The following is a 15967-nucleotide window of genomic DNA, read 5'->3' on the forward strand; positions in this document are numbered from 1 at the left end:
TCTCGACGTTTATGACTGCAAATTCTTGTCTCCATTTCGGGGCTCAAATAAGCGACAGACGTGGATTCAGCTAGACTAACAGTCATCGAATAATCTGTAATTGAGCGGGATTTTGCTATTTTTTCTGCCACCTTCTACTTATTCATTTTACCTTCTAGTGCTAGCCATGTACCTAATCCAAGCAGTGTAACTCCACTTATTGTTTGCTGCCACCAAAGAGCAACTTTGTTTCTGGATAAAAAATTACCGAACAAACTTGCAATGAGTGCTACTGAAATATCAACCGTTAGTCCAATAATGCCTAATATTATGCCTAAAATGATAAATTGACTATTTATATTAGAAGTATCCGGATTTATAAATTGTGGAATGAATGTTAAGAAGAATAAAGCCACTTTAGGATTAAAAATATCCGTTAACGCTCCTTCCCAAAATGCTTTATATATACTAACTCTTATATTATTTGATGTAACATGAATTCCCTCTCTATTTCTCAGCGTTTGAATGCCCAAATAGAGTAAATAAATTGCACCCATGTACTTAATTATTAAGAAGGCCCAAACTGATGTCATTAATATCGCTGAGAGGCCAAGAACCGCTAAAAGGATATGTACTAACGTTCCCATTTGAATACCAATTGCTGTTGCAATCCCATGCCTGCGCCCCTGTGAAATACTCCGGCTGATAACAAATGCCATATCCGGACCCGGGGTGATACAAACTATAAATGCCGCTAATATAAATGCAGGCAAAAGAGAATAGTCTAGAAAATCAAACAAATTCGCACATCCTTTAAAAAGTTAATTAAATACTTGCCAATGTAATTATACGAGAGTCAAATATTCATATAGTCGTCTCTTTCGACCTTACTCACCCGCAAGCCGAACCTTGCATACCACTCGCTCTTTCCTTTGTCTTGAGCCACCCTGTGCAGGGAGTTCTCCTTCCATGCCTTGATCGCCTCGAGCGATTCCCAATAAGAGACAGTAATCCCAACTCCATCCGTACCCCGAACGCTTTCGACTCCAAGAAAACCCGGCTGCTTCGAAGCCAGATCGACCATTTTATCTCCCATCTTCCCGTACCCTCTGTTCTCGCCTTCGGACATTTCTGAAGTGAAAATGACCGCATAATACGGCGGTGCAGGTGTCTTTGCAATAGCTCCCATCCTTGTTCCCCCTTATCATGAATTCAATTTGAATTATATCGAGCCTCTTACAATAAATAAAATGAATGTTTAAAATGGTTATAATGATTATTTCTCATGACAGGAGTGCTCAACATGACCTTGGCGAAATACGAAATTCTCGGGAAAGTGGTCGAGACCGGGAATCTGACCAGAGCGGCGGAGCAGCTGAACTTAACCCAGTCGGCGGTGAGCCGTGCCCTCATTAGTCTGGAGCAGGAATTGGGTATCAAAATCCTCGCCCGGGGCCGGTCAGGCGTCCGGCTGTCCCATGATGGAGAACGGCTTTGGGAATATATGAAGGAAATGCTTCATTTACAGAAAAAAATGCTGCAGGAAGCGGATCAGATCAAGGGGCTGATGAGTGGTACCGTTACGATCGGCACGTTTACGAGCATATTTCATTGGCTGCCGGATATTCTTAACCGTTTTCAGCAGAAGTACCCATTAATAGAAATCAGGCTGCTTGACGGGCATTATCATGATATCGAGCGCTGGATCGCCGATGGGACTGCAGATTTTGGATTCGTGAATATGCCTTGTTCACATGGCCTGGAAACCACAATGCTCATAAGGGATCAGCTGATGTGCATCTTACCGGCTGGTCATGAATACAGCATGAAATCAGCGATATCGCTGCAGGATATTGCGGATGAACCGTTTATTATGCCCGCTAAAGGATGCGATACAGTTGTGAGAGCATGGTTTGACGGACAACGCGCGGTTCCCCGCGTACGGTTCGAGATTGAGGACGATCACGCCATTATGGCGATCGTTCGAAGCGGACTCGGCGTCAGCATCCTGCCGGAGACGATCCTTGCCTCGGCTCCTTCAGGTCTGGTCGCCCGTCCGCTATCCCCGGAAGCTTCGAGGTCGATTGCTTTAGCATCAGTTTCCTTTAAGAAATGTTCCCCCGCGGCAGCGAAGGCGATATCTTGTATTGTGGAGATGATGGGGGCGCATTCCGCGTCTTACTAGTAAAGTCAAAAAGTCCGTTCGCTGTGATCCCAGGTTAGGGATGTCATGGGCTTATAATATTCGTTGTTCTCCAGCGCTTCCTTAATGTGGGGGTTTGCTCTTCGATCAGGTTGTACTGCGTGATGATCACCCCCTGCTGTCCGAACCTCAGCAAGTCCGGCTGCGAGAAACGGTCTACCCATGGAATAAGCCTTGTACAAGTCCGGATCGTCGCTCGGCGTAAGTGAGATTTGTCGATTTTTGGCCGAGCCGGTGGCCTGTTGTAGGTATTTTTGAACCATGCGCTCTTTACCTCGTTCAAGGCTAACGCCAGCAGAATCAGGATCGGAAAACCGACGATCAATTGATAGAACGAAATAATACAAAAAAGCCGCTAAAATAGCGACTTTCAATGGAACTATGAAGCTGATTCTCTCCTCGAAGCCTTCTGCCATATAATACCAAAATGGTGCCTTTCGTTAGATCGACCGGGTAGCTTTTTACCATTTTCTTTTCGTCCTATTTCCAAATAGGGCCAGCTTCAGCAATTAGGTACCGTCTCTTTTGATAAAAGGAATGGTTGCAATTCCTACTACAACGATATAAATAAATGCCGCCGTAAAACAAGCTGAGGTAATTTCAGAGTATTTGAATAAACTCGGAGTATCCGTAAAGTAGCATATGATCTTCAAGATAAATATGTTCAGGGCTGTGGAGACCATGAAGACAAAACCTGAGAGAGTACGTCTCCCCTCATTTTCAAGTTTTTGGGCACGAAATATCAACGACCACACTTCTGTATGAATATTAACGGCTTCTATGGTCTTTTTCAAATTCATAATTATCCTTAGTTTCTTTCAAAATTATCCATCCTACTAATCTTTTTTCGCTATACTGCCCTAATCTCTTGTCGTTTCACTAAAGCAAAAAGCGATAAGAAATAATACCTCATCGCTTTATTAGTATAATCTCGTGTAAACAAAACCCACCAACTATGGTGGGTTTAATGCTTGGTTCATTGCAATATCAGCCTCATAGATGCCAGCGAATGCGCTCTCCCGCCACTACCGTCTTCACTACCACAAAACTCTTTTTCAGAAGCTTACAATATGGGATGATGATTTTATACAAAGGAAAGCAAAAGATTGTCTGCATTCAGCATGGTTAATATGATGATGAACACAAGAAACACAACGGGTGTCACCGTTTTGCCGAACTGATCTTTAACCCTTATATGCGCAAGGACCGCTACCAACATCGTAATTCCAAGCCAAATCCCGGCCCATGCGACCGCCCCCTCAACCCAGTAGCCGATGATAAGCACGATGGCACCTACTAACTGGACTAATCCGGCGACGATACGAAACCACTGAGGCAGTCTAAGCGTGTTGAAAATATCGATCCAATATTTTGCGCCTATGACTTTTGCAAAGCCTGAAAAGAGGTAGTACAGGATCAATAAACTTTGAAGTACAATCGAAAATATGGTCATGAGGTACCCTCCCTTTATTTTACCGGTCTATCAACAGCTTTTTGAGCTGTCCGACCATGTTCACCAACCATAAACCACTCCTTTAACTCCCGAAAAAAGGGATCAAAAATGTTCTCATACGATCAACTCCTGAATTGTTTTGTGTGATACAATTTGACCACCTGTTGAAAGTATAGCGGAATTGCGGATTTCGGGATTGTAAGATTCGAACATCTTTTTGTACATAATTGCCATCCTGTAACTCGTAGAAAAAGAAAATAACCACAACGAATTGTGGCTAATGATCCTTAAACTATTCAAGTTGACATGTATTCTCTTGGAGAAAACCCTGTAATTCGCTTAAAATGACGATTCAGATGGCTTTGGTCGGTAAATCCGAGCATCACTGCAACCTCTCCTACTGTAAATTCACGGCTCTTGATTAACGTCTTAGCTTTATCAATCCTTAAGTGTAAGAAGTATTGATAAGGACTTAGTCCCGTCGTTTGTTTAAACATTCGAATCAAATGTGTCTGACTTAAATTGACCAGTTTAGCCAATTCTTCAAGCGAAATATCCCGATCAAAATGGACATTCATATACTCAATGGCTCTTGCCAGCTGTTGTTCCGATAATTTTCTCGAAACATAAAGCTGCTTATGAGGGGAAGTTTTATTCATCTCCAACAGGTGAAGGGCCATCAGATTGGATAATGATTCGACGTATAACTTCCCTCTTGCTCCGTTGTTAGTGATTTCATCTTCTAACCATTGACTTAATTGAAATAGTTTCGAATCATATAAAGATATTTTGTTTGTTAATTCATCTTGACCTACAAATTCCAAGTCAGCTTGAGTTGCCACTTGATGAACCAATGAAGGAGACAGCATAATACAACTAAAAGAAGCCTCCACTTTCTCCAACCTAAAGTATTCTAAATTGCCTGGTATGAATAAAGCGGTCTCACCCACTCTCGCCACTCTCTCGTTGTCACGCCCTTCGAAACGAGACACCGCCTTAATTGGTTCTGGGGTTGAATTTACGGTAATCAAATAATAAGGCATGGATTCAACGTAGCTTTCCTGAGGGGCAACTTTATTCCACTTAACGTATTGAATGTGTTTCCATTCCAGATGATGGCTATTTAATACCGGCATGCCATCTATCATATAACTTACCGTCATGTCGATTCCCCTTCTCAATGGCTCAGCCAATCCAGGATTTACTACAATTATAACCCATTGCTGAAAAGTTGAGTACTCGATTTCCTATCATGACTTTGGGACTAACATTGGAGTTGTTCAATGGATATTCGCAGCTTTATGCCGGCGTTGGGAAGATTTGTGCAGCTCCTGGTTTTTAGATCGGCAGCCACTTCGTAAGTTGCAGATGATATCCCTTAGTTTGGTCCCCTGATAGGGTTACTCGATAGCTGCACCGGTTCCCCGGTATTCTACAGGTTCTAGGCGCATTCCACGTTTCGTTTTAGCTGCCCACAGCCAAAAAAAGCCGCGAATAGCGACTTTTAATGGGACCTTGCTTATGTCCATCGGCATCATTTTATTGGCATTTTCACCTCACAGCCTCAATGCCACCTACCATTTATTCCGTTATTCTCTTTTTGCTTCATGTTCGTTCGGAATTAATTCATACAAGGCACCTACTTCACAACCGATGGAATCAGCGATCGATATGGCAATTTTGAGTGGCATCACTCTTTTGTTTTCGATAAAGTCGTAAACTCGTTCCGGTTTAATAAGCAAGTCTTTGGCAAGCCATTCCGCTGACTTTCCGGATTCCATCAATCGTTCATTCAGCAAGCAACGTCCAAATTCAAATTTCAAGAAGCGATGTCCTCCCGCGTAAGATTATGCACTATTTAACCTTTAGCCTTGTCCATTGGCGGTATGAATATACTTTATAAAGGGAACCAAACGATGAAGGTAAAATTATTCTTTGATTCGTCGAATCCCTCGCGCAATTTGTTCCCTCTCATGCTCGCTCAGCGAATATAATACAGGTGCCCTAGGAATGTCGAATTTCAGATGAGAATGAGGGATTTCCGTCAATAGAGTTCCGATGGGTTGTTGACCATTCGTACTACGGATAACGTTCCAGAAAATTCTGGACCTATCTTCCTCGGTTCCCCATTTTTCAAGCGAATTGCGAAATAACAAACATTTCCCGATGACGAAATCATGCTCCTTGAGGGGCTCCGTTGCTTCGAACCCGGCGTCTTTAAGGCTATCAAATAGTGCGGGCATCAATTGGTCCAAATAAAGCCCATAGGCAGCATCCTCGATTTCACGAAAAGCGATCGTTAACTCATCAAACATCGAATCGTATAATGTTTTCCACACCGATTCGATATACTGATTACCTGCCACGCCAATCTCCTCAATGGTCATGTCGTACCGAAATACTGGTTTTAACGTCATATAAACTCCTCCTTGAACTGGATTATCTCCATCATACAACATGAAAGCCAATTGGAAGGTTTGGGAGATGAAGATGAAGGTAATCAAGAAAGTACCTAGAATAACATTACAATGGATTTAATGTTTGCGCATTTTTTTATGAAGGTGAGATAACATGGACTTTCGACCGAAAAAACTGGCAGAAAAGTACGGGGTAAGCAGCAGCACCCTGCGGAACTATGAAGCGAAGGGATTGATACCTCCTGCTGAACGATCTTCAAATGGATATCGTATGTATACAGAACACCATGAAGCTTATCTGGCATGTATTCAAGCCATGTCTGCTGCATTCGGTATGGAAGTAACGAGCGAGGTAATGCATTGTCTTGGACGAAACGAGTTAGATGACGCATTGTGGATCGTCAGGGATCGAGAGGTCATGCTGCATCGGGAAAAAGCAAGTTTGGATCAACTGGTACGGGAGTTGAAATCGTATTCTGAAGGTAGCCGAGCTCACGATTTTAACCAATATTTCAGCATCCACGAGGTCTCCAGACGGACGGGGGTTACTAAATCGGCTATCCGCTACTGGGAGCAAAGCGGCCTATTCACGGCTAAGCGAGACCCTGATAACGAATACCGTCTTTATAATGAAGCGCATCTCTTTAAAATTAGGATGATACAGGTCCTGCAGAGCTCTGTTTATTCCGAGGATACCGTCAACTTAAAACAATCCATTGCACGCTTAGAACTAGAGAACATCGAACATGCGATGAAGCTTTCTGAACGTATCCAGACTTACCTGCACAAAACGATCAAATTTCAGATGCGAGCGCTCTATTTTCTATATCGCTTGATTAAAGACTACTGTTAGTGATGAGATGATTACAAAATAACATCGACACCGATTTAAAAGCAAAAGCCATAGGTCTCAGCGTGCAAATAACGCTAAACCCATGGCTTTTATTGGAAATTACAAGTTATCATGCATCCCGTTTGTTATCGAATTGCCGCTTGCCCGAGAAATCTTTTATAACGCCATCGTTCAACAAAATATCAAGTTTCGCGTTAAATCCTCTCAGACACTTGTCGAATTGTGTCGCATCTGTTCCTTCGTAGCGTTTCATCAGCTCTAGATAATTGTTCAAAGAACGTGGCGCTTCGGCATTCGTAAATTGATTTTGTTCTACAAATCGGTTTACTAATGTTTTCATGCTGTCTGTGCTCGCGAAATGTTTTTGAAGATCAGTCCGACGGTAAACCATTTGCCGGCAGATCATCATTTGCAGCGGCAATGGCGCCGTCCACCGTCGCAGGTTCATTCGACCCATACGGCGAGTTTGCGGTTTAAATCAAATTCTGCAGATTTCTACAGTTAAACGCCCGCTTCTTCCTTCTGATACATGTCTGTCAGCTTTATGCTTCTGCCTTGCTGCAAACGGGATCGTTCGGAAGCAAAGGCAATCAAATGGCTTTGCAAGGAAGCTGTAGCCGATGTAAGCCCTTGAGACGGGTTGCGGTCGACCTTATGTACTTATGTACATTTTTGAGGAAAGAGCTCACCATGCGCTCATCGCCTCCGCCGTGGCCGTCTCCCTGCACGCTGCATCTAATTTCAATCTCTTCGCCCGTCGCATAGCGGTACAGCATAAATGAGCCTTTATCCATGTCGCCAATGATCTCTCCCTGCGTGCCCATAATCTGCACACGGCGAGTTGCGCTCTGGGTCAATCCCGACATAATAAAGTTAGCGTTGGCGCCGCTGGCAAATTCCATATTGACGACCTGATGGTCGACAACATTGTTATCGCAGCGATAGACGCAGCGGCCGAACGGTCCTTCCTTAAGCGCCCGGATAATGCCTTCCTGTGATAAATCGTGCGTCATATAGCGCGCCCAATGATCGGCAGGCTGCTCCAAATACATTTTAATCGCTGAAAAGGCACATTCCCTCTCGGCTTCGCAACCATCGATGCAGCGGTCCGTTGCACCCTCCGGCGCGTTCTCGGCTTTAAAATGCAGCAATGAGCCAAAGGAGCTAACCGCTGTGCACGGTTCATCCATCAGCCAGGAGATGAGGTCCAGATCATGGCAGGATTTGGCCAAAATCATCGGGCTGGTTTCCTCGGAATTGCGCCAATTGCCGCGTACGTAGCTATGAACCATATGGTGATAGCCGACGTTCTCGGTCAGCTGAATGGTGCCGATGGCACCCAGCTCCCCATCCTCGATGCATCTCTTGATGCCCGACCAGAACGGGGAATAGCGAAGCACATGCGTGACCACCAGCAAACGCTTATGCTTAAGGGATGCTTGCTCCATGTCTATGCATTCCCGCACATCCGGTGACATCGGCTTCTCCAGCATGACATGGTAACCAAGCTCCATCGCTTTCATAGCTGGTATATAATGCATCCGATCAAGCGTGCAGATGATCATCACGTCGGCTATTTTCCCCTGCTCGAATGCTTGTTCCCAAGAATGATAAACATGCTCTTCAGCGATTTGATGAATCTCTGCAAAACGTTGTCTGCGTTCATCGTCCGGCTCGGCTACAGCAACAAACTTCAATTCATTCGGAAATTTTTCCGCATACGGTCCATAGATGTATCTTCCTCTACTGCCTGCGCCTAATAGTACAGCCGTTAATGTTCTCAATGTTAGTCCCCCTTGCATGTACAATTGCATCCTAATTTCATTGTAAGGGGTGACTCCGCGCATCAAAATAGATCATTGCTTCCATTCCATATACAATTATTGACCTTGCTGCATCGTTTCGGTGCGGGCCGTCCGAAAATCCTGCGGCGTCAAATCATTTTGCTTCTTGAAAAAGCGGATAAAGGCAAGCGCTGAATTGTAGCCGAGCTTGGCGGCGATTTCATTGACCTTCATGGATGTATTGAGCAGCATATCCTTAGCTATGACATTGCGGTAATCATTTACGTATTTAGACAGTCCGATTCCGGTTATCTGCTTGTAAAGCCTTGATAAATAGGATGGATTCAAGCTGACATAATCCCCAAGAGCGGTTAGGGATATATCATCCTCAATATGCTCCTCTATATAGCGATGCACCTTACCCACGACCTCCGCCGGCAGCTCTGTTCCTCGAATCGCATTCCATTCAAAAAAGCAGTCCGCCATTTGCCAATAGTATGGAATGAGCTCCGTCCATGAAGCGGTCATCTCCTGGCGGAACAGTTTATCCAAATTAATCTGGGTATTCATATAATCACGCAAATCTTTATTTTTGTGCAAATGCGCCAGAAATACCGCAGATAGGAAATGGTACAACTCAACCTTGCGCTCATAAGGAGTATTCGCATCGTTCCAGATGTCTGTCAATTCAACAAACAGATGATTAAACTGCTCGCGGTGATTATTCTCAAGACAGCTCATCAGCAGCTGTACGCGAGCGTGAAAAAAGCTGTCATGATAGCTTTTCGCCTTCTCATTTTCTTCGGACTTCTGAATATCTTTATCTGTCATGATGACCTCATGGAACAAGCCATGGCCCTGCATAAGACCGTATTTCATCCCATGAAAACGATCCGACAGCCGATTCCATGGGACAGCCTCGCTGCCAATAAGAAAAGATACGGAGAGGCTCAGCAGCTTTCTGCTGGTCGCCTGGATCGTCTCCAAATTGCCGCTCACATAGCGGTATGCCCTGGTCCATTCCATCGTACCGGTATCCGTCGTTAACTCCGGGCTGGCTTTTGGCTGAAAGATCCATACCATTTTGTTCATCTCAAATACGACGGAGAAGCAGCGCACATGCGCAGATAAATACTCATCGCCGATATTTTGAAGAGCGTAAGCGAGCAAAGCCTTGTCCGGCGCCGTGAACATTTCCTTCCAGGCATCGATCCGGCCTATCAGTAAATAGACAGGCAGCGATGCGTAGAGCGGGATGTCCATTTCCGCAAAAGCGTCCCGAAGCTGCTGCCCCGTCATCGTCTTGCCTTGACATAAGCCCCAAATATATTCCTTCTGCAAGGAAGGCATCACAATTCTCATTTTGGATTGGGCACGCAGGATCATTTGCGCCTGATCCTGTTCCTCTTCGATTTCCTCTATCGCCCGTTCAACGGTATGAATGATCTTCTCGTCGCTTTCCACTTTCAGCAAATAATCAAAAGCGCCAAACGTAAGGGCGTTCTTTGCATAGTGAAAATCATTGTACCCTGTCAATAAAATAACTTTGCACTTCGGCCACTGCGATTTGATTTCCTGCAGCAGCTCAATGCCCTCTATTCCGGACATCTTAATGTCCGAAATCACAATATCCATCCGGTGATGTGACAGCACCTCAAGCGCCTCTTCGCCGGAATAGGCCTTCATGACTTCAAGCTGCAAGCGCTCCGTCTTCTCGAACAACTCCAGAAGACCATCTACGATAATCGGCAGATCATCCACGATTAAAAGCCTGTACATGGCGATTCCTCCTTAGCTCATGCTCAGTTTAATAATAGCTTGAAGCCCGCCAAGCTCAGAGCGGGATACGGTAATCCCATACGCTTCTCCATAACGAAGCTGAATTCTGCGATGAACATTCAGCAGGCCGGTTGTCTCCTCCATCTGGTTGGTTGAATAACGCAGCTTCTTGCCAAGCGCATCGATCTCCTCGTCCGTCATGAACTCGCCGTTGTCTTCTACATAAATGTAAAAAGCATCATTTCGCAGCTTGCTGTGCACCCATAGCTCGCCCGTGCCGCGCATATTGCCGAGGGCATGCTTATAAGCATTTTCAATGATAGGCTGCAAAATCAATCGGGGGACTTCAATCGGCTGGGCTTCGACTTCAAACAGCACTTGGATTCGTTCCCCGTAACAGATCGACTGCATCTCCACATAAGTGCGGGAATGCTCAAGCTCCATATCCAGCAGAATGTCGTCATCATGATGGCGAGTAATGAACTGAAAATATTGCCCGATGTACAAACAGAACTGGTAGGCTTTTTCCTTCTGCGTATCGGATTTAATCAAGCGGCAAAGCACGAAAAAGCAATTATATAAAAAATGAGGATTAATTTGCGATTGCAATCGTTTCAGCTCCGAACGCTGATTGCGAATTTGCTGCTCATAATTTTCCTCAATCAATGTCTTCAAAGATTTCACGGTATCGTTAAAAGCCTGGTATAAATAGCCGAACTCATCCTGCCTGCGATCGATCAAAATCGGTTCCAGCTCGTTTTGCTGCATGCGGCGGAAGGTACGCACCAGCTTTAACAACGGACGGTATATTAACCGGATGATAAAATAGGTAAAGAATAAAAAAATAAAAACAGCAAGCGCGCAAGCCCACCAAAACAAAGCCCTATATACCTGCAATGAACCGAGAATCATCTCTTCCGGTATGCTCGTTACCGTGTATGAATTCCAGAGGCTGGAATACTTGAATACGGTTAGAAATCGCTTGTTTTTATAATGAATCGTATCATAGCCTTCATCTATTTTCGCTGCCTGCTTCTCAAAAGCCAGCTGCTTCATCAGATCACGCAATTCAAGGTCTGAGCCGCTATGGATTTCCCAGCCGCGCTCCAGATTAAACAATACGGTCTGGCCTCCCCTGCTGTTGCCGATTTGCGCTAATGTTTCTTTAATTTTGCCGGTTGAGAGCTCTACGCCTACCACATAGAGCGGGTTCGTTTTGCTTGCAGGGTACTGCATCGTAATAAATAGCCGGTCCTGCCAATAAATAAAGGGCTCCGTATAAAGCTTCTTGTCCGGCTGCATCGCTTCATATTCTTCCGCATTCAGCTTGGTCTCAAAGCTGTTGCTTAGTACCGTGCGCTCGATAAGCGGGATGTACGCCTTCGCCTCGCGGATGAACGGACTGGAATTTTTCATTAAATCCAGGCGATGCTGAATATCCAATATTTTATACGACCGCTCATAGGAGTTCATCTGCTCGCCTGTCGCCGCCACTTCCATCAAATCCCTGTCCATAACGTAGTTAGGCAAATATCGGCTGATCCGGTCTGCTTCCTGATCCAGGGATTCTAAATAAAACCTTGTCGTATTCAAAATCGAATCGGATATTTCACTGCGGATATGATCGGCCCCTTGCTCATTCATCATCCAGGTAATTGCCATAAGCGGCAGTAAGGCTGCCAAAAAGGCAGCCATTATTTTTTTGAATATGGAGGAATCCTGTAATAAGAATATACTTTTCATCGTTTGTTCTCCTGTGCCCGAGATCTACGACTTTCCTTGTCTATTCTTTTACACTTCCCATTACAATGCCCTTGATGAAAAACCGCTGCAAGAATGGATAGACGATAAGAATCGGGAAAGCCGCTACGAAGATTTGTGCCGCCCTGCTTGTACGGTCAGACAGCTGCAGCATGAGTTCCACATTTTCTGATTTAAGAAATCGGAAATCCATCTTAATAATAACGGTTTGCAAGAAGGTTTGCAGCGGGTAATTTTCCGGATGATTCATATAAAGCATGCCATCGAACCAGCTATTCCAATGCCCTACCATCGTAAACAGCCCCGTTGTTGCCAGTGCGGGCAACGATAGCGGAACATATATTTTCCAAAGTGTTGAAAAATGCCCGGCTCCGTCAATCCGTGAAGCATCCTCAAGCTCCCTGGGCAAATTGCGGTAAAAGTTCAACAACAGGATGACATTGAACACGTTAATTGCCATAGGAAACACTAGCGCTCCTAGAGAATCAATAAGTCCCAAGCTTTTAATTGTCAAATAGGTAGGAATAAGTCCCCCGTTGAACAAAATCGTAAAAACGAAGATCCAGGCATAAACGGTTCTTAGACGAAACGTATTGCGATCCTTGGATAAAGGATAAGCTGTAATAATCGTTAACAACATACTTAATACCGTCCCGACAACAACCCGTTGAATCGAAATGCCAAAGGCTCTTACATACTCAGGCTTGCCGAACACGTTATCATAAGCCGCCGTTGTAAACTCTACAGGCCACAGCGCAACCTTGCCGGCTGCCGCCGCCGAACCCGAGCTAAACGAAATCGCCAAAATATGAAGGATCGGCATTAAGCACAAAAAAGATATAAACGCTAGAAAGACTAGGTTGCAAACTAGAAAAGCCCTTCTTCCGAATGACGGTTTAATAACCACGGTCAGTCTCCTTTCTGAATCACCGACTTTTCATCTATTAGAAAATACGGTAATTCGCTAGTCGGTATGCGAGTACGTAGGATACGGAAATGAAAATAAAGGATACGACGGATTTCAATAAGCCGACAGCTGTGGCAAATCCAAACTGGGCTTGCTGGATCCCCATACGGTAGACAAAAGTATCAATGATATCGGCACTTTCATAAACCGGTGCGCTGTACAGGTTAAAGATTTGATCAAATCCTGCATTCAGCACATTGCCGATATTAAGCGTCAGCATAAGAACGATGGTCGGCATCATTCCCGGCAGCGTCACGTGAAGCGTTTGTTTCCAGCGGCCCGCACCATCGATTTGAGCGGCTTCATAAAGCGTAGGATTAATTCCTGTCAGTGCGGCCAAATAAACAATGGTACCAAATCCAAATTCTTTCCATACATCGGAAATAACCATGACATAAGGGAACCAGTTATTATCGCCAAGAAAGAAAATCGGCTTCATGCCGAACCATCCAAGCAACTGGTTCAATATGCCGGAGGAAGGAGACAAAATATCGACCAAAATCCCGCTCAGCAGCACCCAGGATAGAAAATGGGGCAGATAGACCAGGGTTTGGAACGTTCTTTTCATCCATTCTCTACGCAATTCATTAAGCAAAATTGCTATCGTGATTGGCACGAACAAACCGGCAACGATTTTCATTACAGCAATGTATACCGTATTAAAGAAGATGCGGCCGATATCCGGATAATCCATTAACAGCTGGAAGTTCCTCCATCCGATAAACGGGGAGCCGAACAACCCTTTATTCGGCACATATTTTTGAAAAGCCATCATGATTCCTGTCATAGGAATGTAACTAAAAATAACAATCATAGCTAAACCCGGCAGCAGCATCAAATGAAGCGGCCATTCCTTCTTCCACATGCGCGTCAGACTATTCATATCTTCACCTCGCTGATTCACTTTTCATGTTGTGCGCATTCCTTGCTCAAGAACCTGATTGTTCTTGAAAAAAGGAGGGATTGCATAGATTCAATCCCTCCTTTGCGCTACAGATCCTATTTCATCGATTGATACCACTCGTTAACTTCTTTCGTGATTTCATCGCCGCCAAGCTTCTTCCACTCTTCAACGAATGTATCGAATTCGTCTACGGATACTTGGTTCATTATGATTTTGATGAATATTTCATCACGTTTCTTCGTTAAAATTTCTTGACGGTCTGCCATCGTCGGCGTAGGTGCGCCGTAGAATTTGTTTTGCAGGTATTCTTTGTTTTGCTGGATTTTTGGGTTATGCGATACCGCTCCGTTCGGCCCCGAAATCAGCACTTCCCACCACATATTGATATCGCTACCATCGATAAATTTCATCGCACGTTCATAACGACCCTTCTGGTCTGCAGTTTGAAGAATGCTAGGATCTTTCGTTTCGATCGCTTTCGGCAGAATTTCGCCGTTGTTATCCATCTGTTTGCCTACGCGAAGCGGGTTCAGCAGCCAGTAGTTGTTGCCTTTTTCTTGTTTGTCTTTACCATACAGATAGATTTTTTGCTCATCTGTCGGATTCATCGTATTATCAACAACGATCCATTGGTTCAGCAAACCGATTACGCCTTCCGGATGCTTGGCTTTTTTAGAGATCACATAGTACTCGTCAACGCCAAGGCCAATTTGATTCAATGTAGGTTTGTTATCGATTGAAGGGATAGGGAACACGCCCCATTCTTGAACCACCTTGCCATCTTTCACAGCCCCTTGAACAAGCTGTGCCGGTGTCCAGGAAGCGCCAAATACCATGCCGATGCTGCCGTCGTAGATGAGCTCTGCGGCTTTTTCCGAATCTTTAACCGCAAACTCTGGATCGATCAACCCCTTTTTGAACATGTCTTGCAGCGCTGCAAGAGCTTGTTTCATTTCGGGCTGAATATCACTGTTCATCAAACCGCCGTTTCCGTCTTCCATCCAAATGTTTTCATAAGCATGATAGCCGTTCAAGAACGCTCTCAGACCGGTAACGCCTGTTTCATTACTAAAAGGATTCTTGCTGACCGCAATACCGTAAGCTTGTTTTGTACCGCCAGGATTCTTCGCTTTGAACGCTTCGGCAATTTCAATGAAATCCTCCATTGTTTTTGGCTCCGGCAAGCCAAGTTCTTTCAGCCAGTCGGTACGAACGAACAAGAATTGATAGTTGAACGGGTTGTAGGAGCTTGGAATCCCCATCATTTTCCCGTCAATCATCGCTGTTTTCATTTGCATGCCGCCGTCCATGGTCAGAAACTTTTTTGTCTCTTCCGTAGCATGCTGATCATAAATCTCTGTCAAATCCATAATCATATCCGCCTCCGTTAGCTCTTTAAGCTGTGCAGCGTTTACAAGCAAGAAATCCGGAAGATCGTTGGATGCGATCGCAATTTTTACTCTCTCTTTAAATTGGCTTACATCTGCAATCCACTTGTTTGTAATTTTGACACCGATATCTTTTTCATAAGCGTCATAAACGGAGTTTTTGTCGAAGTCTTCACCTTCGTCAAATTTCAAGTAAGGATCGCTTGGCGAAACCGTTGAAACCTCAATAATATCCTTGCTGTTTCCAGTGCCTGTCGTCTGGATCGGCTCCTTGGAATTTCCAGGTGGTTGGTTTGGCTCAGACGACGTTTTGAAGCCGCAGCCTGTAATCGCCAATGCAAGCGTCAAGGAGATCATGACAAGTGCTTTTTTGCTCTTCAAATTTACCCCTCCGTGTATATTTCGTTTAGTTTTTGCTGCAAATTGTACTGCAGTCTTTCATATTTCCAGTATAGAAAGAAGCTCCCCGCTGTTCTATA

Annotated in this window: 15 protein-coding genes and 2 pseudogenes; 2 read left to right on the forward strand and 15 right to left on the reverse strand. The window is 44.6% G+C overall.

Going from position 1 to position 15967, the window contains the following annotated elements; genetic code table 11:
- Window positions 1-134 precede the first annotated feature (134 nt).
- Together BJP58_RS03900 and BJP58_RS03905 are read right to left on the reverse strand one after the other, a co-directional pair.
- Window positions 135-779 carry a LysE family translocator gene (locus BJP58_RS03900; protein ID WP_113059787.1) on the reverse strand — a complete coding sequence of 215 codons (645 nt, stop codon included), beginning with the start codon at window positions 777-779 and terminating at the stop codon, window positions 135-137.
- Window positions 780-835: 56 nt separating this feature from the next.
- The gene (locus tag BJP58_RS03905) at window positions 836-1168 is read right to left on the reverse strand and encodes an antibiotic biosynthesis monooxygenase family protein (protein WP_113059786.1); all 333 of its coding nucleotides are present in this window, start codon (window positions 1166-1168) and stop codon (window positions 836-838) included.
- 114 nt (window positions 1169-1282) lie between these two features.
- Between BJP58_RS03905 and BJP58_RS03910 the strand changes: the two genes are divergently transcribed.
- Entirely contained in the window at window positions 1283-2164 is an 882-nt protein-coding gene (locus tag BJP58_RS03910) for a LysR family transcriptional regulator (RefSeq protein ID WP_194542873.1), read from the forward strand.
- Between the two features lie 265 nt (window positions 2165-2429).
- Here BJP58_RS03910 and BJP58_RS34215 read toward each other — a convergent pair.
- The 6 genes and pseudogenes from BJP58_RS34215 to BJP58_RS03940 all read right to left on the reverse strand — a co-directional run.
- Window positions 2430-2522 (reverse strand): annotated as a pseudogene (locus tag BJP58_RS34215) (sugar ABC transporter permease); the annotation flags it as partial.
- 169 nt (window positions 2523-2691) lie between these two features.
- Window positions 2692-2982 (reverse strand): hypothetical protein, encoded by a 291-nt coding sequence (locus BJP58_RS03920; protein ID WP_194542875.1) that lies wholly within the window; start codon window positions 2980-2982, stop codon window positions 2692-2694.
- 284 nt (window positions 2983-3266) lie between these two features.
- A complete protein-coding gene (locus BJP58_RS03925) occupies window positions 3267-3635 on the reverse strand; it encodes a DoxX family protein (RefSeq protein ID WP_194542876.1) in 369 nt (122 codons plus the stop codon).
- 296 nt (window positions 3636-3931) lie between these two features.
- Window positions 3932-4798 (reverse strand): helix-turn-helix domain-containing protein, encoded by an 867-nt coding sequence (locus tag BJP58_RS03930; RefSeq protein ID WP_199341199.1) that lies wholly within the window; start codon window positions 4796-4798, stop codon window positions 3932-3934.
- Between the two features lie 426 nt (window positions 4799-5224).
- Entirely contained in the window at window positions 5225-5458 is a 234-nt protein-coding gene (locus tag BJP58_RS03935; protein WP_194542877.1) for an XRE family transcriptional regulator, read from the reverse strand.
- A gap of 105 nt (window positions 5459-5563) precedes the next feature.
- Window positions 5564-6052: a DUF6022 family protein gene (locus BJP58_RS03940; protein ID WP_194542878.1), complete on the reverse strand. Its 489-nt coding sequence runs from the start codon at window positions 6050-6052 to the stop codon at window positions 5564-5566.
- A gap of 154 nt (window positions 6053-6206) precedes the next feature.
- On the opposite strand from BJP58_RS03940, the gene BJP58_RS03945 reads away from it, so the two are divergent.
- The gene (locus BJP58_RS03945) at window positions 6207-6905 is read left to right on the forward strand and encodes a MerR family transcriptional regulator (RefSeq protein ID WP_194542879.1); all 699 of its coding nucleotides are present in this window, start codon (window positions 6207-6209) and stop codon (window positions 6903-6905) included.
- Between the two features lie 109 nt (window positions 6906-7014).
- Here BJP58_RS03945 and BJP58_RS03950 read toward each other — a convergent pair whose 3' ends face one another.
- The 7 genes and pseudogenes from BJP58_RS03950 to BJP58_RS03980 form a co-directional block, all read right to left on the reverse strand.
- Window positions 7015-7362: an FIMAH domain-containing protein gene (locus BJP58_RS03950; RefSeq protein WP_194542880.1), complete on the reverse strand. Its 348-nt coding sequence runs from the start codon at window positions 7360-7362 to the stop codon at window positions 7015-7017.
- Between the two features lie 44 nt (window positions 7363-7406).
- Window positions 7407-8689: pseudogene (locus tag BJP58_RS03955) on the reverse strand (Gfo/Idh/MocA family protein).
- A gap of 96 nt (window positions 8690-8785) precedes the next feature.
- Window positions 8786-10468, reverse strand: coding sequence for a response regulator (locus tag BJP58_RS03960; protein WP_194542881.1), 1683 nt, complete (start codon window positions 10466-10468; stop codon window positions 8786-8788).
- Window positions 10469-10480: 12 nt separating this feature from the next.
- The gene (locus BJP58_RS03965) at window positions 10481-12211 is read right to left on the reverse strand and encodes a sensor histidine kinase (protein WP_194542882.1); all 1731 of its coding nucleotides are present in this window, start codon (window positions 12209-12211) and stop codon (window positions 10481-10483) included.
- A gap of 40 nt (window positions 12212-12251) precedes the next feature.
- Complete coding sequence (locus tag BJP58_RS03970; protein WP_194542883.1) at window positions 12252-13136, reverse strand: carbohydrate ABC transporter permease; 885 nt, start codon at window positions 13134-13136, stop codon at window positions 12252-12254.
- A 37-nt stretch (window positions 13137-13173) separates the two neighbouring features.
- Window positions 13174-14079, reverse strand: a complete 906-nt coding sequence (locus tag BJP58_RS03975; RefSeq protein ID WP_194542884.1) for an ABC transporter permease — start codon at window positions 14077-14079, stop codon at window positions 13174-13176.
- Between the two features lie 116 nt (window positions 14080-14195).
- Window positions 14196-15869 (reverse strand): extracellular solute-binding protein, encoded by a 1674-nt coding sequence (locus BJP58_RS03980; protein WP_194542885.1) that lies wholly within the window; start codon window positions 15867-15869, stop codon window positions 14196-14198.
- Window positions 15870-15967: the final 98 nt, after the last annotated feature.

The organism is Paenibacillus sp. JZ16 (assembly GCF_015326965.1).
In the GTDB taxonomy this organism is placed as follows: domain Bacteria; phylum Bacillota; class Bacilli; order Paenibacillales; family Paenibacillaceae; genus Paenibacillus_AQ.